This is a genomic window from Ureibacillus thermophilus (assembly GCF_004331915.1).
Lineage (GTDB): Bacteria > Bacillota > Bacilli > Bacillales_A > Planococcaceae > Ureibacillus > Ureibacillus thermophilus.
The window spans coordinates 1976788-1995236 of sequence record NZ_CP036528.1 but is presented as its reverse complement, the minus strand read 5'-3'; the positions used below and the strand labels follow the sequence as shown (position 1 = coordinate 1995236).

Annotated in this window: 23 protein-coding genes and 1 other annotated feature; of the genes, 4 read left to right on the top strand and 19 right to left on the bottom strand. The window is 37.8% G+C overall.

All coding sequences use genetic code 11. The annotated features are described in order from the left end of the window. Nucleotides 1–128: 128 nt before the first annotated feature. Both DKZ56_RS09875 and DKZ56_RS09870 read right to left on the bottom strand, forming a co-directional pair. Entirely contained in the window at nucleotides 129–878 is a 750-nt protein-coding gene (locus DKZ56_RS09875; RefSeq protein ID WP_208649836.1) for an SDR family NAD(P)-dependent oxidoreductase, read from the bottom strand. Between the two features lie 63 nt (nucleotides 879–941). Continuing rightward, nucleotides 942–1385: an RrF2 family transcriptional regulator gene (locus DKZ56_RS09870; protein ID WP_208649835.1), complete on the bottom strand. Its 444-nt coding sequence runs from the start codon at nucleotides 1383–1385 to the stop codon at nucleotides 942–944. A gap of 204 nt (nucleotides 1386–1589) precedes the next feature. On the opposite strand from DKZ56_RS09870, the gene hmpA reads away from it, so the two are divergent. Next, a complete protein-coding gene (gene hmpA / locus DKZ56_RS09865; RefSeq protein ID WP_208649834.1) occupies nucleotides 1590–2747 on the top strand; it encodes an NO-inducible flavohemoprotein in 1158 nt (385 codons plus the stop codon). Nucleotides 2748–2839: 92 nt separating this feature from the next. On the opposite strand, the gene DKZ56_RS09860 is transcribed toward hmpA, so the two are convergent. After that, nucleotides 2840–3781, bottom strand: coding sequence for an MBL fold metallo-hydrolase (locus tag DKZ56_RS09860; protein WP_208649833.1), 942 nt, complete (start codon nucleotides 3779–3781; stop codon nucleotides 2840–2842). A gap of 138 nt (nucleotides 3782–3919) precedes the next feature. Beyond that, nucleotides 3920–4134: a binding site (T-box leader), on the top strand. 64 nt (nucleotides 4135–4198) lie between these two features. Between DKZ56_RS09860 and proC the strand changes: the two genes are divergently transcribed. Beyond that, nucleotides 4199–5005 (top strand): pyrroline-5-carboxylate reductase, encoded by an 807-nt coding sequence (gene proC, locus DKZ56_RS09855; protein ID WP_208649832.1) that lies wholly within the window; start codon nucleotides 4199–4201, stop codon nucleotides 5003–5005. Nucleotides 5006–5315: 310 nt separating this feature from the next. Here proC and DKZ56_RS09850 read toward each other — a convergent pair whose 3' ends face one another. The 3 genes from DKZ56_RS09850 to DKZ56_RS09840 all read right to left on the bottom strand — a co-directional run bounded on the left by DKZ56_RS09850 (nucleotide 5316) and on the right by DKZ56_RS09840 (nucleotide 7840). After that, the gene (locus DKZ56_RS09850; RefSeq protein WP_208649831.1) at nucleotides 5316–5546 is read right to left on the bottom strand and encodes an acyl-phosphate glycerol 3-phosphate acyltransferase; all 231 of its coding nucleotides are present in this window, start codon (nucleotides 5544–5546) and stop codon (nucleotides 5316–5318) included. A gap of 92 nt (nucleotides 5547–5638) precedes the next feature. Further along, nucleotides 5639–6589, bottom strand: a complete 951-nt coding sequence (gene rnz / locus DKZ56_RS09845) for a ribonuclease Z (RefSeq protein WP_208649830.1) — start codon at nucleotides 6587–6589, stop codon at nucleotides 5639–5641. A 15-nt stretch (nucleotides 6590–6604) separates the two neighbouring features. Then, nucleotides 6605–7840: a DNA polymerase IV gene (locus tag DKZ56_RS09840; RefSeq protein ID WP_208649829.1), complete on the bottom strand. Its 1236-nt coding sequence runs from the start codon at nucleotides 7838–7840 to the stop codon at nucleotides 6605–6607. Between the two features lie 172 nt (nucleotides 7841–8012). Between DKZ56_RS09840 and DKZ56_RS09835 the strand changes: the two genes are divergently transcribed. Beyond that, nucleotides 8013–8561 (top strand): biotin transporter BioY, encoded by a 549-nt coding sequence (locus DKZ56_RS09835; RefSeq protein WP_208649828.1) that lies wholly within the window; start codon nucleotides 8013–8015, stop codon nucleotides 8559–8561. A gap of 77 nt (nucleotides 8562–8638) precedes the next feature. Here the strand turns inward: DKZ56_RS09835 and DKZ56_RS09830 are convergent, their stop codons facing one another. The 9 genes from DKZ56_RS09830 to DKZ56_RS09790 all read right to left on the bottom strand — a co-directional run bounded on the left by DKZ56_RS09830 (nucleotide 8639) and on the right by DKZ56_RS09790 (nucleotide 14917). Further along, nucleotides 8639–9193 (bottom strand): 5' nucleotidase, NT5C type, encoded by a 555-nt coding sequence (locus DKZ56_RS09830; RefSeq protein ID WP_208649827.1) that lies wholly within the window; start codon nucleotides 9191–9193, stop codon nucleotides 8639–8641. Between the two features lie 2 nt (nucleotides 9194–9195). Next, entirely contained in the window at nucleotides 9196–9423 is a 228-nt protein-coding gene (locus DKZ56_RS09825; protein WP_222837113.1) for a hypothetical protein, read from the bottom strand. A 14-nt stretch (nucleotides 9424–9437) separates the two neighbouring features. Next, nucleotides 9438–10553: a bifunctional diaminohydroxyphosphoribosylaminopyrimidine deaminase/5-amino-6-(5-phosphoribosylamino)uracil reductase RibD gene (gene ribD / locus DKZ56_RS09820; RefSeq protein ID WP_245989406.1), complete on the bottom strand. Its 1116-nt coding sequence runs from the start codon at nucleotides 10551–10553 to the stop codon at nucleotides 9438–9440. Nucleotides 10554–10565: 12 nt separating this feature from the next. Next, the gene (locus DKZ56_RS09815; RefSeq protein ID WP_208652227.1) at nucleotides 10566–11264 is read right to left on the bottom strand and encodes a GTP cyclohydrolase II; all 699 of its coding nucleotides are present in this window, start codon (nucleotides 11262–11264) and stop codon (nucleotides 10566–10568) included. 292 nt (nucleotides 11265–11556) lie between these two features. Continuing rightward, nucleotides 11557–12276 (bottom strand): 3D domain-containing protein, encoded by a 720-nt coding sequence (locus DKZ56_RS15745; RefSeq protein WP_208649825.1) that lies wholly within the window; start codon nucleotides 12274–12276, stop codon nucleotides 11557–11559. 212 nt (nucleotides 12277–12488) lie between these two features. Continuing rightward, nucleotides 12489–12704 carry a hypothetical protein gene (locus tag DKZ56_RS09805; RefSeq protein ID WP_208649824.1) on the bottom strand — a complete coding sequence of 72 codons (216 nt, stop codon included), beginning with the start codon at nucleotides 12702–12704 and terminating at the stop codon, nucleotides 12489–12491. Between the two features lie 129 nt (nucleotides 12705–12833). Then, complete coding sequence (locus DKZ56_RS09800; protein ID WP_208649823.1) at nucleotides 12834–13475, bottom strand: precorrin-2 dehydrogenase/sirohydrochlorin ferrochelatase family protein; 642 nt, start codon at nucleotides 13473–13475, stop codon at nucleotides 12834–12836. Nucleotides 13476–13569: 94 nt separating this feature from the next. Continuing rightward, complete coding sequence (gene lepB / locus DKZ56_RS09795) at nucleotides 13570–14124, bottom strand: signal peptidase I (protein ID WP_208649822.1); 555 nt, start codon at nucleotides 14122–14124, stop codon at nucleotides 13570–13572. 19 nt (nucleotides 14125–14143) lie between these two features. Beyond that, nucleotides 14144–14917: an ABC transporter ATP-binding protein gene (locus DKZ56_RS09790; RefSeq protein ID WP_208649821.1), complete on the bottom strand. Its 774-nt coding sequence runs from the start codon at nucleotides 14915–14917 to the stop codon at nucleotides 14144–14146. A 129-nt stretch (nucleotides 14918–15046) separates the two neighbouring features. Here DKZ56_RS09790 and DKZ56_RS09785 point away from each other — a divergent pair, with 129 nt between their 5' ends. Continuing rightward, on the top strand, nucleotides 15047–15562 hold the full coding sequence (locus tag DKZ56_RS09785) for a methylated-DNA--[protein]-cysteine S-methyltransferase (RefSeq protein ID WP_390260922.1): 516 nt from the start codon (nucleotides 15047–15049) through the stop codon (nucleotides 15560–15562). On the opposite strand, the gene DKZ56_RS09780 is transcribed toward DKZ56_RS09785, so the two are convergent. From DKZ56_RS09780 to DKZ56_RS09765, 4 genes are all read right to left on the bottom strand, one after another. Then, nucleotides 15559–16236, bottom strand: a complete 678-nt coding sequence (locus DKZ56_RS09780; protein ID WP_208649819.1) for a DNA alkylation repair protein — start codon at nucleotides 16234–16236, stop codon at nucleotides 15559–15561. The two genes, DKZ56_RS09785 and DKZ56_RS09780, sit on opposite strands and share 4 nt — an antisense overlap. 18 nt (nucleotides 16237–16254) lie before the next feature. Beyond that, nucleotides 16255–16758, bottom strand: coding sequence for a DUF1648 domain-containing protein (locus DKZ56_RS09775; protein WP_208649818.1), 504 nt, complete (start codon nucleotides 16756–16758; stop codon nucleotides 16255–16257). Between the two features lie 66 nt (nucleotides 16759–16824). Further along, entirely contained in the window at nucleotides 16825–17301 is a 477-nt protein-coding gene (locus tag DKZ56_RS09770; RefSeq protein ID WP_425471022.1) for a chemotaxis protein CheW, read from the bottom strand. A 20-nt stretch (nucleotides 17302–17321) separates the two neighbouring features. Then, nucleotides 17322–18440 carry a M20/M25/M40 family metallo-hydrolase gene (locus tag DKZ56_RS09765; RefSeq protein ID WP_208649817.1) on the bottom strand — a complete coding sequence of 373 codons (1119 nt, stop codon included), beginning with the start codon at nucleotides 18438–18440 and terminating at the stop codon, nucleotides 17322–17324. Nucleotides 18441–18449 lie beyond the last annotated feature (9 nt).

The following is an 18449-nucleotide window of genomic DNA, read 5'->3' as shown; positions in this document are numbered from 1 at the left end:
TATACAATTCATTAAAAGTTTATACATGAATGTTAACAGATTATAAAAATAAAAACAAGTGTATTTTTATAAGTAATTGAAAGATTTTTTATAAAAACGAAAAGGCCGAATTTTTTAGTTTTCATGCATCATTTTTTCGTAAAAAATCGTTTTCCCAGCCTTTCTGTTAATGCAGGGGCTAATGCATAAAGCTTGCTTGTAAGTCCCATGATGCTGGGCAAATTAATTTCTCTTTTAGGATGATCGATTAATTTGACGATTTCTGCCGCGACTTTCTCAGGAGCGAGCAGCACGCCTTTTACAGAATTTCGATAAGTGTGCGTTGCATCAGCTTTATCTAAAAAAGGTGTATCAATTGGTCCGGGATATACAGCCGATACTTTGATATTGTATGGAGAAAGCTCCATTCTTAAACCATTGGCAAAACCAGTGATGGCGTGTTTTGATGCTGCATAAACGCTCGCTTTTTTTGTTGCCACTTTCCCAGCTTGTGAACCAATCAAAATCAAATGGCCTGAACGTCTTTTCATCATTTTCGGCGCTAAATGTTTGGCGATATAAATAGGCGCTCTAACATTCACATCCAACATCTTATCAATATCTTCGTCCGTTAAGTCAAATACATTTTCAAAAACGCCTACTCCCGCGTTGATAATCGCTACATCGATCTCAGGAAGTTCGCTGAATATTCGATGAATATCTTCTTTCTTGCTTAAATCCCCTTCTATTACTGTTGCACCGAGTTTCGCCAAAGAATGAAGCGCTTCTTTATTTCGGCCCGTTGCATACACTTCGTATCTTTTTTTTAAACATAATTCTGCAATGTTTCTACCAATGCCGCTTGTCGCACCGGTAATAAAAATTTTTTTACACTCCATTTATAACCCTTCCCCCTTGTAAAATAAGCAAAAGAAAAAGGGATATCCTTGGATAGAACATCCCTAAACATCGATTTTCATTTGGAGCAGCTCAGCTAATTCCTCTCTTGAGTGGAGGAAATCCGCCAAAGTGTATTGGTCGAGCACTTGCAAAAATGCCTGCAACGCTTCATACAACACACGCTTCAACTGGCAAGAAGGAGATATTTTGCATAAGTTGTTATTGTGGTCAAAACACTCCACTATATGAAAATCTTCTTCCGTATGCCGAACCAATTTTCCAATATTAATCTCTTTCGGTTCGACTTTAAGCCGGATTCCTCCCCCTCTTCCCCGAACGGTTTCTATAAATCCATATTGAGCTAAATCATAAGTTACCTTCATTAAATGATTTTTGGATATATGATAATGATCAGCAATTTCTTGAATTGTCGATAACTGATTTCCTTTAATGCCTAAATAGATTAACACCCTTAAGGAATAGTCGGTATATAAAGTTAGACGCAAATTCTTCCACCACGCTTTGTTGTTATAATCTCCATTCATTATACCATTTTTGCAATAGGCAAGCTCATGTTTACACAAAAAGTTCGATTTCAAAAAGAAGTATTTTATATACATCAATTGTGTCAGAATTGTTAAAGATGTATTTCATATATTGCTTTTATTCCCCCATTCGGTTTATATTGGTTTCGAAAGGACGTGTTATAAATGTTAACAAAACAAACAATCGACATTATTAAATCCACTGTGCCAGTGCTTGAAAAATATGGAGTGGACATTACAAAGCATTTTTATAAAAGAATGTTAGAAAACCATCCTGAATTAAAAAATGTATTTAACCAAACAAACCAAAGGGAAGGAAGACAGCCTCAAGCCCTTGCTGCTTCCGTCTACGCAGCTGCCGCAAACATTGACAATTTGGATGCCATTTTGCCAGTTGTGCACTTAATCGCCCACAAACATCGCGCACTCGGCATTTTGCCAGAACATTACCCAATTGTAGGGGAAAATTTGCTTGCAGCCATTAAAGAAGTATTGGGAGATGCTGCAACAGATGAAATAATCGATGCATGGAAAGATGCTTACGGCGTTATTGCAGACGTATTTATCCAAGTGGAAGAAGAGCTTTATCAACAAGCGGAAGCCAATGGAGGTTGGCGCTTATTTAAACCATTTAAAGTGGTGAAAAAAGAACAGGAAAATGAACTCATCACTTCCTTCTATTTAGAACCGGAAGACGGGAAAGCGCTTCCACCATATCAACCAGGCCAATACATTACTGTTAAAGTGAAAGCGCCTGGTGAAGAATATACAGCCCTTCGCCACTATACAGTATCCCAAGCGCCAAAAGGAAACATTTACCGCATTTCTGTAAAACGGGAAGCGGAAAATAATCCAAAAGGTGTCGTATCAAATTATTTACATGATGATGTGGAAGAAGGCAGCACTATTGAAGTCAGCGCCCCTGCCGGCTTATTCACGCTGCAGCAAAACGAAAACCCTGTATTGTTCGTTGCAGGAGGTATTGGAGTAACGCCGCTTTATGCAATGCTTGATTCTATGGAAGCGGGCCGTGAAGTTGTTTTCATTCAATCTGTCCGCAATGAAAAATTAGCGGTTTTCCAAGAACAAATTCAAAAGAAACTTGCTGAATTAAATGGAACATACTTTGCAAAATATTCCGATGAGGAAGGCCACCTTACAAAAGACGATTTAGCGAAATTTATTAAAGAAAACACAGAAGTTTATATTTGCGGACCAGAAGCATTTATGGAAGCGCTCATTCCTGCTGTTCGAGAACTTGGAGTTCCGGATGACCGCATTCACTTTGAATTCTTTGGACCAGGTTTTTCCTTTAAAGCTTAATCGATTATAATGGTACACATGCCTCTACAAAAACCTATTCAATATAAAAACCCACAACTAAAGGACAGACCTTTAGATTGTGGGTTTATCTTTTAAATTCTTGAATAGATTTCATGCTCTCCAACAAGTTCGCAACGAATGCGTTCCTCTTTCACTAATAAATCCAAATATCCTTGGCTTTTTGAAAGAGTCAATCCCAATTGGTTTTCATAAACGGTTGGATATAATGCTTTCGTTACTTCATAAACGGTTTTTGGCTGCGCTAAAATGTCATATACTTGGTTTGCCCGCATGGAATCTCTTTCAAGCCTCATTTCAACTAATTCCTTTACATTGACCACTTCATTTCCGTGCCCCGCATAGACTGTTGAAACATCTAAGTCAGCTAAAAATTTCATGGATTCTTGATATTGGACAAGGCTTTTCGGACGATAGAAAGATAAATCCACCGGAGGTTCCATTAGTGGATTAGATGAAATTTTTTCCAACAGCAAATCCCCGCCAATCACTTCCCTAGTCTGTTGATGAAAAAAAATGAAATGGCTTTGGGCATGCCCAGGTGTGTAATAAGCAATCAGACCAGGATGGCCCGGCACCTCTTCCCCATCTTCCATCGTTTTTGTCAATGGGACGCTCCCATATAATTCCATTTCCCTGCGGATGCGAAGAATTCTCTGCATAGATTCTTCAGGGACAGCTTGCTTAATCATATGCATTTTATAAAATTCTTCCCGATAATTTAAAAATTCTTCCGTTTTTCTCATCCAATGGTCAACATATTTATGAGCAATGATTTCCGCCTTTGGAAAAGCATCAACCCATCCGGCGTGATCTGGATGATGATGGGTTAAAATGACTTGTTCAATATCTTCTAAACGATACCCAGCACTTTTAATCCCGTGCTCCAGGGCCTCGTAAGCTTCTTTCGTTTTTGGACCAACATCAAAGATTGATAAAGCGTCCCCTTTTACTAAAAAACCATTGACGTCTCCTTCATCATAGGGAGTCGGCATTACGATTTTGACAATTTCCATGTATGTTCCCCCTTACGCTCTATATCTACTAAATGAATATTCATTCATTTTATTTTACTTCTATTTTAGCAAATCGTCACGTCACAGAGTTGACATATTTTGATGAAATGAATATAATTTCTGTAATAATTGAACATAACGGTTGCGATGAAGAAGCCAAGTAAATGAATTGATGGCTCCAGAGAGTGCTGCATTTGGTGGGAGCAGCACAGTCCTCTCAATTCATTGAACCTACTTCTGAGCAGTCATGGAAACATGACCGTTTCCCTTAGCGATAATAAGGGTTCAAGGTGTGCTTACTTTTGTAAGCAAACAAAGGTGGTACCGCGGAAACATGCGTTTTCGTCCTTTTTGAGAAGGATGGAAACGCATTTTTTATTGGAGATAAATAATACCAACTAATTGGAGGGAAAGGGATTGCAAAAACTTGTTTTTATAGGTGCAGGCTCTATCGCAGAAGCTTTGATTCACGGATGGATTAAAAATGATGTTGTACCTAGAGAGAATATTTACGTAAAGAACCGCTCCAACGTTCAAAGATTGCATGAATTAAAGGAACGTTTTGGCGTGCATATATTGGAGCAATTGGAAGATTTAAGTGATGCAGATTTAGTGATTTTAGCGATGAAACCAAAAGATGCAAAAGCAGCTTTTGAAACGATTGCTCCATACCTATCCGAAAATACAGCTATCCTTTCTGTATTAGCCGGAATCAGTATGGAGACAATTGAAAAAGCACTAGGAGCACGTCCAATTGCAAGAGTTATGCCAAATACTTCAGCGGCAATTGGCATGGCAGCAAGCGGCATCTCTTTTAATGAATATGTAACAGAAGAGCAAAAAGCGCTCTATTTACAATTGTTAGAAGCAATCGGCATCGTCATTGAAGTGGAAGAAGATCAGCTTCATGCTATCACGGCTTTATCAGGAAGCGGCCCTGCTTATCTCTATTACTTGCTTGAAGCATGGGAAAAAATCGGAACCGAGTTTGGATTATCTAAAGAAGTTGTAAGAAAATTAATGGTTCAAACCATTGCTGGTTCAGCCATGATGCTTCAGCAAATCAAAGAAGAACCGGAAGTGCTACGCAAAAAAGTAACAAGTCCTGGGGGAACAACGGAAGCGGGCATCAAAGCATTGGAAAGCTATAAATTTACTGAAGCCATTTTTGCCTGCATTAAAAATGCAGAAGCAAGATCCCGCGAGCTGGCAAAAGGAGAATAAACCCATCTACCATCTGTCGAAAAGAAAGGCGGGAAATTTCCTAGCTTTATTTCCTCAAACCGCTAGATTAATAATTAATGAAAAACCGCTCCAGATTAGGAGCTTTTTTATTTAAATGAAAATTTTAAAAAATCAATATATCAATTATTTCCTAGGAAATGTAATTTTTTGGTATTTTTTGTTGTCGAAATGTGCATTTTTGACTATTTATTTCGAAATTTGTATGCATGATGAATACAAATTCTCCTAAATCAAGACAAAAAAACGGGCTATCAAGAGCATTTTTTCCTGTTCTTGATAGCCTGTTCCATTATAAAGTGCCATTTTTGATGCGTTTAATAATGGAATAGGATGTAGTAAGGGTAATCGGAATAAAAACCACTAACAAAATAACCCAAAAAGTTAAGGCATCAGCCGCTTTTAATTCTTCAAAATTCGTTACGACAAAAAAGATGATTCCGATCATTAAACACCAAGCCAATATATTTGGAAATATGACAAATAACCGCAACAATCCCGGATTGATTTTCGGTTGATTCATACTCTCCCCTCCCCAACACTATCATACAATAGAAACACTCGAAAATTCTATGTTTTTCTAAATTTCACGCCGATTCTTGTACAATGTGCCGTTTAGAAATAAAGTTCATTTAACTTTCCATTTTTCCAGTGAAATTTAGAAAAATCATGGGCCACAAAGACATTTGGAAAAACTTGTTTTGCTTCCTTCAACAATTTTTCAATATCATGAGGCAAAAATCTTGCGCTAAGATGGTTCAAAATTAGATATTTTGCACCCGCCTCTTTCGCCATTTTTGCCGCTTCCACATTTGTTGAGTGACCATAATCTTTTGCCAAATTTGCTGTCGCATGGTCAAAGGTAGCTTCATGAATTACCACATCGGCATCTTTGCTTAATTCAATGGACTTGCGGCAATAGGTCGTATCCCCTAATACAGTTACGACAAACCCTTTTTTCGGTGGACCGGTCACCTCTTTGCTATAGACGATGGTGCCGTTATCAAGTACCACATCTTCCCCGTTTTTCAATTTCCCAAGCATCGGCCCTTTCGGAACGCCTAGTTTCAAAGCCTTTTCAATATACAACTCGCCTGGGAGAGGTTTTTGTTCAATGCGGAAACCATAGCACGGAATCACATGTTCCAATTCTTTTGCCTTTACAATAAATTGCTCATCTTCAAAAATAATGCCTTCTTCAATTTCAACAAAACGGATGGGATAATTTAGATGCGTTTTCGTCAACTCCAATGTAAAATGGACCCATCCCTTTAATCCTGAAGGGCCGTAAAGGGTTAACGGCGTCGGCTCCTCTCCCCCTAAAAAAGAGCGGGAACTGAGGAGACCTGGCAATCCAAAAATATGATCGCCATGCAGATGAGTAATAAAAATTTTCTCTATTTTTCTTGGTTTAATGGCTGTGCGCAATATTTGATGCTGCGTCGCTTCCCCGCAGTCAAACAGCCAAATGGTTCCCCTTTCTTCATACAATTTTAATGCAAGGGAACTTGTATTTCGTCCTTTCGAAGGCATTCCTGCCCCTGTACCTAAAAACTCTAGTTCCATTATTGTATCTCCATTCTAAAGTTCTTCCTTTAAATCTTCTAAAAAGTCTTTGCTGAAGCTCGTTTTAGACACATAGCTTTTTTTCTTTAATTCAACTCCCTTTTGAATGATGCCTTTTCCAAATTTTTTCTCCATCACCTGAATGATTTCGTAAATCGGCTCTTCTTTTGCATATTGTTCATAGTTGAAAATAGACAGTTGTTCAGCCGATTGTTTTTTATCGATTACGTTGGAAACAGTCACCCCAAGGAGCCGGATGGGTGTCTCATCCCAAACTTTTTGAAATAACTCCATCGCTTCAGCATAAATATCCTTTTGTAAATATATCGGATTTTGCAACGTTTTGCTTTTTGTATGGTTTTTCCAATAACAATCCCTAATTTGGATTGTGATGGTGGAGCCGCATAAATTTTTTGCCTCTAGCCGTTCAGCTACTTTTTCGGACAAGGATAGGAAGGTTTTTTTAATGTCTTCCATTTCTGTTATATCTACGGGCAAAGTTGTGGAATTGCCTACACTTTTTGTTTCATAGATGGAATCCGGATCTACTTCTCTTGTGTCAATTCCATGAGCTTTTCTTTTTAACTGAAGGCCAATTTTGCCAAATTGTTCCTTTAATAATCCTTCGTTGGCATTGGCTAAATCCCCGATGGTAAAAATCTTTAACGCCTCCAATTTTTTGGCAGTGCTATTACCAACACCGTGCATTTTTATCACAGGCAGTGGCCAAAGTTTCTCAGGCACTTCTCTTTTTCTGAGCACCGTGATGCCCATTGGTTTTTTCATATCCGATGCCGTTTTTGCCAAAAACTTATTAGGAGCAATGCCGATGGAGCATGGCAAATCCAGTTCATTGTAAATTCTCATCTGTATTTCTTTGGCCACTTCCAATGGATGGCGCTCCTTGGAAAGTTCCGTTACATCCATATAACCTTCATCGATGGATACCGGCTCAACCAGCTTTGTATAGCTTCTCAAAATGGAAAACATCGCTTTGGAAGCTTCACGATACTTTGGAAAATCGGGAGGGAGGATGATGATTTCGGGACAAATTTTCAACGCTTCCTGCACATTCATTGTTGTATAAACGCCTTTTGCCCTTGCTTCATAGGAACTGGTCACAATGATTCCCCGCCGTTCTTTCGGATTTCCTGCAATGGCAATGGGCTTTCCTTTTAATTCTGGATTGTAGGCTTGTTCCACTGAAGCATAGAAGCTATTCATATCCACATGAAAAATGACTTTTCCCAACTCCTCACCTCCCAGTTTCTTTGTGCACTATTTTATCATAAAGCCAAAAAATCCTCTTTCTTCTTTATTCTTTTACTTTTCAAAAAATATGATGTTGACTTTTCAAAAATTGTTCGTTATCCTTTTTTGTAAACATAATAAATTAAAAGGTTAACAAAAAGGAGGGAGACTGGTGTCATTATCTAAAACTTATGGACTTGTCGTTACTGCCTTTGGAGCAGCCATCATTGCCGTTTTAGCACAGATTACCATTCCACTACCGCTTATTCCCATTACCGGACAAACGCTGGCCATTGGACTTATCGTTACTATTTTAGGATTAAAATATGGCACCCTTAGCGTTCTCGTTTATTGTTTATTAGGAGCCATCGGATTGCCGGTGTTTACAGGAATGTCTGGGGGAGTTTCCATCATTCTTGGGCCTACTGGTGGCTATATCATTGGCTTTATTCCTGCCGCTCTAATTATAGGATGGTATTTAAATAAATTTGGCTATTCGTATATACATGGACTAATTGCAAATGTAACCGGTATGATGTTGATTCTTGTTTTCGGCACTCTATGGTTAAAATTTGCCGCCGACTTGTCTTTCCCTGCTGCCTTTTTATCAGGAGCAGTACCTTTTATCCCATTGGAACTAATTAAAGGGGGCATTGCTGCTTGGGTTGGAATTCTTGTGCGGCAGCGATTGCTTCAAGCGAATTTAATAAAATTCGTTTAATTCGAAAGATAGGCATCCCTTCAAAAAAAGATGAAAAAACGAATGGTTTCTACATAAGCCATTCGTTTTTTTATCTATCATGTTATTTTAATATTTTTCCAATCATAAACCCGCGGGAAAGGAACATCCGCATTATAAGATTGATGTTTTACATACACCTTTATATTTGCATCTTTCAACGTTTGAAGAACAGCCGGTTTATCATCAAAGTATACATCCAATTGCAGAGTTTTTATAATCTCCACTTTTTCATGATCCCTCATACCGCAAAAAAACTGATGTTCGAACACAGGAAAACCTTTTTCAGTCATCCACTTTCTTGTTCGTTGGCAATACTCTTTTGGCCTTGAGGTGATATAGAAAATCGTATGCCCTTCCTTTTTAAGCTGTTGTACAAAATCAATAGCACCCTCAAAGGCAGGACAATCGGTGAAATAAATTTCTTCTAACAATGAATGCCACAATCGGTTTCCTTGCTCATCATTTAATCCGAAGAGCTCATGAATTTCAACCCTTTTTAATTGATGAAAAAGGGCAATATCTACCTGCTTCCCTAGTTTTTTCGTATAGATGCGAAAAGCGTGTTCTCTTAGATTGATTAATGTATCATCAATATCAAATCCGATTCTCACGGTCAACCTACTTTCTTTCGAAAATTTGGAAAAGAACCTTCTTCTATATTCAGCAAACCAAGCTTTTCAATCTTTGAATATAACTCATGTTTCTTTAAGATGGATTCCCCATCTTCATTTAAATGTTCACCGCGGAATTCTCTTCCAACATCTATATGTTGTTCAAATAAAATGACTGAAAAGCCCCTTTTTACAAGAAGCAGCGCAAGCAAGCCCGGCAGGACCAGCACCTACAATCAAAATATCAGTGTTTTCCATATGTTTCACCTTGCACTGGATAAGCAATGATCCGTATATCTTCTCCTACTCTTTCGATTGAATCAAATTTCACTTTTGAGGCTAATTCCATTAAGTCCACATCTTCGCCAGCAATTGGGGAAATAGAATGGCGCCCACCCAAAATTTTCGGTGCAATATAAATGATAAATTTGTTAACAAGGCCCTCTCTTACAAAGGAGGCATTCACCTCGCCACCGCCTTCAACGAGCAAATCGGTAATTCCATGTTTATATAATTGACCTAACATTTCATCCAAGCAAATACCTTGTTGATTTTTTGAGCAATAAATAAAGGTGATATTTCGTTTTTCCAATTCTGCGATTTTCTTTGGATTTGCTTCAGTTGTCGTCACGATGATCGTTTTCGCTTCCTCATTTAAAACATTAGCATCCATTGGAATTTGCAAATGGCTATCTAAAATAATCCGAACGGGATTTTTCCCTTGTTGGTTTGGGAGTCTTGTTGTTAACAATGGATTATCTTTCAACACAGTTCCGATACCAACTAAAATGCCGTCAACTTCATTGCGCAATTGATGAACCTCAAGGCGAGATTCCTCGCCGGAAATCCATTTTGAATGGCCTGTATGGGTAGCAATCTTGCCGTCTAAAGTCATGGCATATTTCAATGTAACAAATGGACGATTTGTCGTCATATTATGAAAAAAGCGTTCATTTAACTTTTTGGCTTCTTCTTCCAATAATCCAACTTCTACGTCAATTCCGGCATCTTTTAGAATTTGCACACCTCTTCCCGATACTTGAGGATTTGGATCAAGAGTGGCAACCAATACTCGGCTGACGCCGGAATTTTTCACTAAATTGGCGCAAGGAGGGGTTTTGCCGTAATGGGAGCATGGCTCAAGAGTTACATACAAAGTAGCCCCTTTTGCATGTTCTCCTGCCATATTAAAAGCATGAACTTCCGCATGAGGTTCTCCTGCTTTCCGATGGATTCCGGTTCCAACAATCATCCCATCTTTTACAATCACCGCTCCAACAAGTGGATTAGGATTCGTTTTGCCTCGAGCGGTTTTCGCCAAATTTAATGCTATTTCCATATAGTCACGATCTGTATACACCTTGTCCCCCTCCTAAAACCATTGCTTTTCTGGTATATGGCCTGCTTTCTTAATTTTTGTTTCCAAATACCTGCGATTTGTTTCCGTCAATCCGCCCCATAATGGGATATGTTTGTCTGCAAGCAGCCCATGGCGTTTCAATGCTTCCAGTTTTCTCGGATTATTGGTAATCAAAGTGACTGGTTTATTGCGCAATGTTTCTAGCACACTAATGGCTTCTTCATAGGAACGCGAATCATCTTCAAATCCAAGGGCATGATTGGCTTCCACCGTATCATAGCCTTCTTCCTGCAAAAGATAAGCTAAAGATTTTGAAAATAATCCGATTCCGCGTCCTTCATGGTTAGCTAAATAAAAGATGGCCCCGCATCCGTGTTCCACAATCATTTTCATGGACTCATGCAATTGATAGCCGCAATCGCAGCGCTGGCTTCCAAAAATATCCCCTGTATGGCAAATGCTGTGCATGCGGATTAAAGCTTCCTCTTCATGTTCAAAATCTCCATAAACTAATACGGAAGATTGTTGAGACTCTTGCAAATTTGCACTTAAAATATAGTCCAGCACTTCTTCCTTTGAAGAAATTGGCTGGTCGAGTTTCAGCCACGTATACCATTGGAATGTCGCCTCAAAATTTCCCTGCTTCACCGGCAATTGGACAGGTCCAACGAGGCAAATTTGTTCATTTTGTTTATATGGAATCAACTGCATTTTTTTCAGCAATACTTCATTTTTATTGATTAATAAATTTTTCACTTTCCATCACCACAATTCAATGAATGTATAGAAAAATCCTATGATTTTTATAGGAATTATAGTTTGCTTAATTAAATATAGCTGAAATAGGGGGAAAAATCAAAAGAAGTGTTTTCCATGTATTTTTTATTTTCCATAAAAATCAACTGAAGTCATTCCCCTTTTTATTTCATTTTAATAGAGAAATGAGAAATATAAAAATACACTTCACATCCAAAAATTGAACATGAAGTGTATAGTGCAATCGTTAATCTAATATTTTAATTTTTACCTTTTTTACTCCCCATTGCATCGCTTCGTCATAGGATGGAATGAATACATCAATTTTATTCCCTTTGATAGCTCCTCCTGTATCACCTGCAATGGCATAACCATATCCTTCAACCCACACGTTTGTACCTAAAGGAATGATGCTTGGGTCAACGGCAATCACTTTTAAATGAGGATTTTCCCTCAAGTTAATCCCATAGGCCGTCGTTCCGGAACATCCTTTACAGTAAGCAGTATAAGCTGTTGCCGTTACAGTCAGTTCTTTTTCTGCTGTAGAAGGTTCACTGTTTGTTTGAGCAACCGTTTTTGGCAAAAATTCCTGCGTTGCGTCGGCTACAATAGAAATTGGTTTGTATTGTTTTTTAAATTGTTCATCGGTTTTAATAATCAATTGGTTTCCAGGATGTATCAACGTATTTTCTAAGTTATTCCATTCCATTAATAAATCTAATGGGACGCTATGGTTATAAGCAATTCGGAATAAATTGTCCCCTTCTTTCACAGTGTATACAATATAGTCTGATTCATCTTGCTGAAAAGATAATTGGCGGGTAATGATATCTTCCACAAATCCATTGCCCAAAAGCCCTTTAATCCCATTGAATTCTGATTTTTCAAAAGTTAACTCTTTTGCATATGTGAACGATGGTGCGAATAGTGTCAGCAATAATACAAAACAAAAAAAGTTTTTACGCATACTTAATCCTCCTTAACAAGCAATCTTACAGACTTTTTGTCAAGTCGTATTAAGTATTGTCCAAATGTTTCGATCATTATTCATATTTTTATAAAATAACTTTTTCCTACTTACAAACTAGCAATAAAAAGTAATAGCGACGCCTTGAAGCGCCGCTACTTTGTGATTTTCGGAAGCAAAAATAAATCCTCTAGAATATCATCTAGAGGGAATTAATTTAAATATTCATCTGAACAGCTCGGAAACATATAAATCCCCTGAATCATTTGAACATCATAATACCGTTGAATAAATTTTTCTTGATATAAATATTCGATAATGGAAATTTCTTCATCACTGACATCACATAATACCCCAGAAACGCTTAAACCGTTTTTAAAATGGACACCAATAGGCTTGCCAATTAAATATTTTATTTTCTCAAACATGATTTGCCCCCTTCCTTACTGCATTGTATGCAACAATGGAGTCAATTGGCTGTGTGGGCCAAATTTTTCCCTTGTTATGGCAAGCCATAAAAAAAATGCAACATTCTTTGATGGATGGATATTTTTAGTTTACATAAAATTTTTATTGCAACTATTTAACAAATTCTGCAGTAATTGATTTCTTTTTTCTATATTCCCTTTCATTGTCAGTTTATAAAAATCCGAATCCAATAACCGAGTTAAACAATATTTTCTAAAGGAAGGGTCATCAATTTGGTTCAAAATCATTTTTCGTGCTTCCTCTAAAAATTGCACATACTCCCCAAAGTTTTCATCAAACTGCTGTTCCAGCTCTTTTTTGATTTTTTTGGCCAAAGATGGGCTTGCACCATTAGTAGAAATTGAAATGGATAGCTTCCCTCTGTGAAGGGTCGCCGGTGTGATAAAGTCGCTTTCATTTGGGCGATCGGCGAGAAGCAATAATTGATGGTTCTTTTTATGCTTCTTTATTTCTCGCTGGACAGCCGGCTGATTTGTCGCAGCAAAAATGAGATTAGCATGTTCAATATCGGAAGGTTCAAATTCTTTTGGAATCCATTTTGCATCATGGCGGAGTATCCATTCTTTTATTTCCGGCAGAATTTCCGGACTCACAACGGTAATAATGGCATTTGTTCCTTCAAGCCCTTTTAGTTTCTGATAGGCAACATGCCCTCCACCAATGATTACGACATTTTTCCCTTCTAAATTCATCATCATTGGATAATACATTTTCAAACACCTTTCTTATACATCAATTGTTGGACAAGGCAACAGAATAAAAAATACACCATCTTTCCCAATTGAAAAATGGTGCATTTCCCATTCATTCATAAGGATGATAAAAAACCTTTATATTCTGTAATGGAAAAATTCTAATTTTGGATTCGCCATAAACATCATCGATTGGAATCAGACCAAAATGGCGGCTGTCAAAACTTTTCAATCGGTTATCTCCTAGGACAAAAAGAGATCCTTCTGGAACCGTCTTTTCCCCAGTCAATTCTTCCAACGTAAAATCTTCCGTCACGCGCAAATTTAATTCGGAAGTACGATTTACATAAGGTTCTTCATATTCTTTTCCATTAATAATTAACACATCATCTTTCATCTCGATAGTATCCCCAGGCAAACCGATGACGCGCTTTATGTAATATTCATCTTCATAAGGCGCCTTGAAAACAACATGGTCAAAACGCTCGATTTCACTGATTTTGCTGACAATAATAACATCCTTATCTTCATATGTAGGAAACATGGAAGCCCCGTTTACAATAATGGGTGAAAAGACGTATTGTTTTATAATGAATGCAAAGGCTATTCCTGTCGCCAATACGAATAACCAAGAGAAGCATTCTTTCCAAAACTTTTTCTCTGTCATCGAACGTCCTCCTCTTGATTTATGATTTAATAGCAATCCAAGTTCGATTTTGCTCTTCCTGTATAGCAACCGTTCTTCCAAAAAATTGAGACAGACTTTCTTCCGTTAACAGATTCTTTGTAAGCCCTTTTGTATAGACTTCCCCTTCTTTTAACAACAAAGCGTGAGAAAAGCAAGGCAAAATTTCTTCCACATGATGGGTTACATAAATCAAAGTTGGACAAAATTCTTGCTGTGCAAGGTTTTCAATAAACTCCAAAAACTCTTCCCTTGCAATTATATCCAGCCCATTGCAAGGTTCATCCAAAATAAGTATTTTTGGTTTCGCCATAAGGGCTCTTGCAATCAGCACCCTCTGTTTTTCCCCTTCAGATAATAAACCATATTGGGAATTTTCCAAATGTTTAATGCCCAATTGCTTCATCAGTTTACGGGCTTCATCTAGATCTTTTCTTTCAACGGCTTCATATAAACCGATGGAGGCAAAAATCCCGCTGAGTACAATGCTTAATACTGAATCATAATCTTTCAATTGCTGTTTAAGTGAAGAACTAATAAACCCAAGTTCTTTTCTTAATTCCGGAATATTGGTTTTTCCAAATTCTTCTCCCAATACCCGCACCTTTCCGGAAGTTGGATATAAATAGCCGTTTATGACGTTCAAGAGCGATGTTTTGCCGGACCCATTCAGACCAAGAATGGCCCAGTGTTCCCCTTTCTGTACAGTCCAATTAATATTTTTCAATAATTGTTTTCCATTGCGTATGACCGTTACATTTTCTAGCTGTATCAACGTTCTTCCCCCATCTATGAAATTGCTTTTAATATTTTAATATTACAATAATTTCTGAAAAGAATGAAAGTAAACTAACAAGAAATTATAATAAATTTATGATATCTTGTAGACGAAAAGGTGAAAATGATGGAAAAGAAAATTTATGCAGCCAACATTCAGCATCCTTATATGAACTTATATATTGCCGCTTCTGAGAAAGGGCTTGTATATATTGGAACGGAACATTCTTCTATGGAGGAGCTGGTCAAATATTGCCAAAAACAATTCCCGCATTATGAAATCATCGAAAATGAAGCATTTTTGAAAACCTATATTACACAACTTAAGGAATATTTGAATGGAGAGCGGCAAGAGTTTACATTGCCTTTTGATATTCAAGGAACGCCCTTTCAACAAAAGGTTTGGAAGGCATTATGTGAAATTCCTTTTGGAAAGACTGCAACCTATTCGGAAGTGGCGAACCGAATCAACCAGCCGAAAGCCGTTCGGGCCGTCGGAGGAGCTATTGGACGGAATCCTTTATCCATTGTGATTCCTTGTCATCGGGTCCTAGGAAAAAATGGGCGTCTTACCGGCTATAGCGGCGGGCTGGACGTTAAAATGCGGTTATTAGATTTGGAAGGCATTCCTTATCAACGTTAATTTCTTTTCATTTTTCGAATGGCTTCTTTCTTTTCTTTGCTTAAACATCGGGATTCAATGATTTTTTGCAGCGCCTTATTGTAAGTGAAATCATCTAAAGAATTGGTATGCAGAAACTCCGTTGTTTCAGCCGGAAACTGGATGTAGGCTTTAGAAATGGCCCAAGAAACAGCCATTTTGACATAGTAACCGTCTTGTTTGATTTTCTCTAATATCGGGAAAATTTCCTTTAGATATTCTTCTTCGATAAAATAGCACAATAACATAACGACAGCAAAACGGACTTCAAATTCCCTGCTTGATTGAAAGTAAGGAAGAAGCCACTTCCAAACCTCTTTCCGATGATTTTTTGTAAATTTCAACCCCGTGCAAAAACTGTCGCAAACAGACCAATTATCAATTTTTGGAACAAACCATTCCACCCAAGAAAGCCGTTCCTCTAAAGGAAGTTTCACTTCCCCAATAACCATCCCTTTTAGCATGATTTCTTCAAAATATTCTTCTTCACCGTTTCTTAAAAAGTTTTCCCAATCGCCCTTTGAAATTTCTTTTGCTAATTTCCTTAAAATCGGCAAGCGCACCCCAAGGATGTTTTCTTGATTCGGAATTAACGATTTTTGAAAACGCTGATAGTTTGTTTCAGCTAATTCTATAAGTTTGGAACGAATATTCATCGCATCATCTCCGAAATACTATTTAATTTTGGATTGTTTATACAAACCAACCACTAAAGGAATGAACACAACGATTAGAAATACAGGCAAAAGCCAAGGAGGAAGAGAATCCGTGCGTGCAAGCCCTATTTGTACGATTACAACATTTAAAACCGCAAAGAAGATCATGCACAAATTTTTGATCCCATTGAGCATTTTTCTGCTGTTTAAATAAAAGGCTTCGACATTGGACTCATTGAGCCGCTTTGGATAATTATGCATATGGGGAGCCTTTTCAAATGCCGTATTTAACAAAAAAATAAAAAGTGCAACCATCGGCAATATAAACAATTCATATTTTGACCCCCACCGATCGACTTCCCCTTTCCCATTAAAATGGCCGGGAATTTGATCAGGCAGATGCTTCCATTGAATGACTATGTATAATATGGATAAAAGAAAAAAGCTAATGCCAATAAGGTCAAAGATTTTTTCCATCTTTGTTTTTGGAATATTTAAAATTGGACGATATGGATTTTTCATTTCTCCAACCCCTTTTATAAAAATAGAGCTAGAAAAGGCTATGTGCCTTCTTCTAGCTATTCTAAATTATGCATTGCTTTCTTTTTCATCCGCTAATAATTGATGCAGGTAGTCAATGATTTCCCGAATCCCTTCCAGCGAATTCACTAAAACTTTCGGACTGACAATGGTAATCATCCGATTATCGAGATTCGCTACTGCTGTAAAATATTTCGTTTGAGAATAATTCACAAGTCCTACTTGTTGAATATCGTCTTCTCGTATATCTAAAATCTCTTTTGCTTCGCTTACCACTAAACCAAAATTCACAATATCCGTATTTAATACAATTATTCGAGACATCGGATCGGAAGTTGGTTTATTGTATAAGATAATATTAAAATCAAGCACCGGAATCAGTTCTTCCCGAATGCGCGTAAAACCGATCAAATATTTGGGCAAATGGGGAATTGGTGTAATTTTGCCGATTTTTTCTATGGAAACTACTTGGTCAATGGCGATTCCATATTCTTCATTCTCACAGCGAAAAATGACTGATTTCAAATAGATCACCTCAAATTGTACTATTTCTTGCTTGCGCATTTAACGATTTCTACTAATAAATCGGCTAATTTTTCTAGTTCTTCAATAGGCATTCGTTCATTTGTTGTATGAATATTTTCATAGCCTACTGACAAATTGACTGTAGGAATGCCAAAACTTGAAATGACATTGGCGTCGCTTCCCCCACCAGAGACCCCAATTTGAGGTGTTCTGCCAACATTTTTTACTGCTTCCACTGCCACTTGTACTACTTTATCCGTTTCACCTACTGAAAATCCCGGATACATCAACTGTACATCCACTTCAGCGCGGCCTCCAAATTTTTCAGCCACTTTTTCAAAAGTTTCTTTCATATGAGCTGTTTGCTTATCTAATTTCTCTTTTTGGATGGAGCGGGCTTCTGCTAGGATGAATACTTCATCACAAACGATATTTGTCGCTTTGCCGCCTTCAAAACGCCCAATATTCGCTGTTGTTTCATGGTCGATGCGCCCTAATTTCATTTCCGCAATGGCTTTCGCTGCCAATGTAATAGCAGAAATCCCTTTTTCCGGTTCCACTCCTGCATGGGCTGTTTTTCCAAAGATTTTTACATTTAATTTTGCTTGATAAGGAGCCGCAACAACGATTCCTCCCACTTTTCCATCGCTGTCAACCGCATAGCCGTACTTGGCAATAATTTTATCCCGATCCAACTCCTTAGAGCCGGCAAGACCATCTTCTTCGCCTGCTGTAATAATAAATTGTATTGTACCGTGTTCAATGGACTGTTCTTTAAGACGGCGAACCATTTCCAAAAGTGCAGCAATTCCAGCTTTATCATCGGCGCCTAAAATGGTTGTGCCGTCAGAATATATATAGCCATCTTCTTTTATTTGTGGTTTAATGCCCTTCCCAGGAACAACCGTATCCATATGTACGGTAAAATAAATCGGTTCAACATCCAATGATCCTTCCAAAGTGGCGATAATATTTCCCGCCGCATGACCATTGCGTGTATGAGCATCATCTTGATAAACGGAAAAACCTAAATCTTCCAATTTATTTACAAGAATTGGTGCTATTTTTTCCTCATGTTTTGTTTCTGAATCAATTTGGACTAACTCGATAAATTCATTCACTAAACGACTATTTTCCATGTTCAAAAC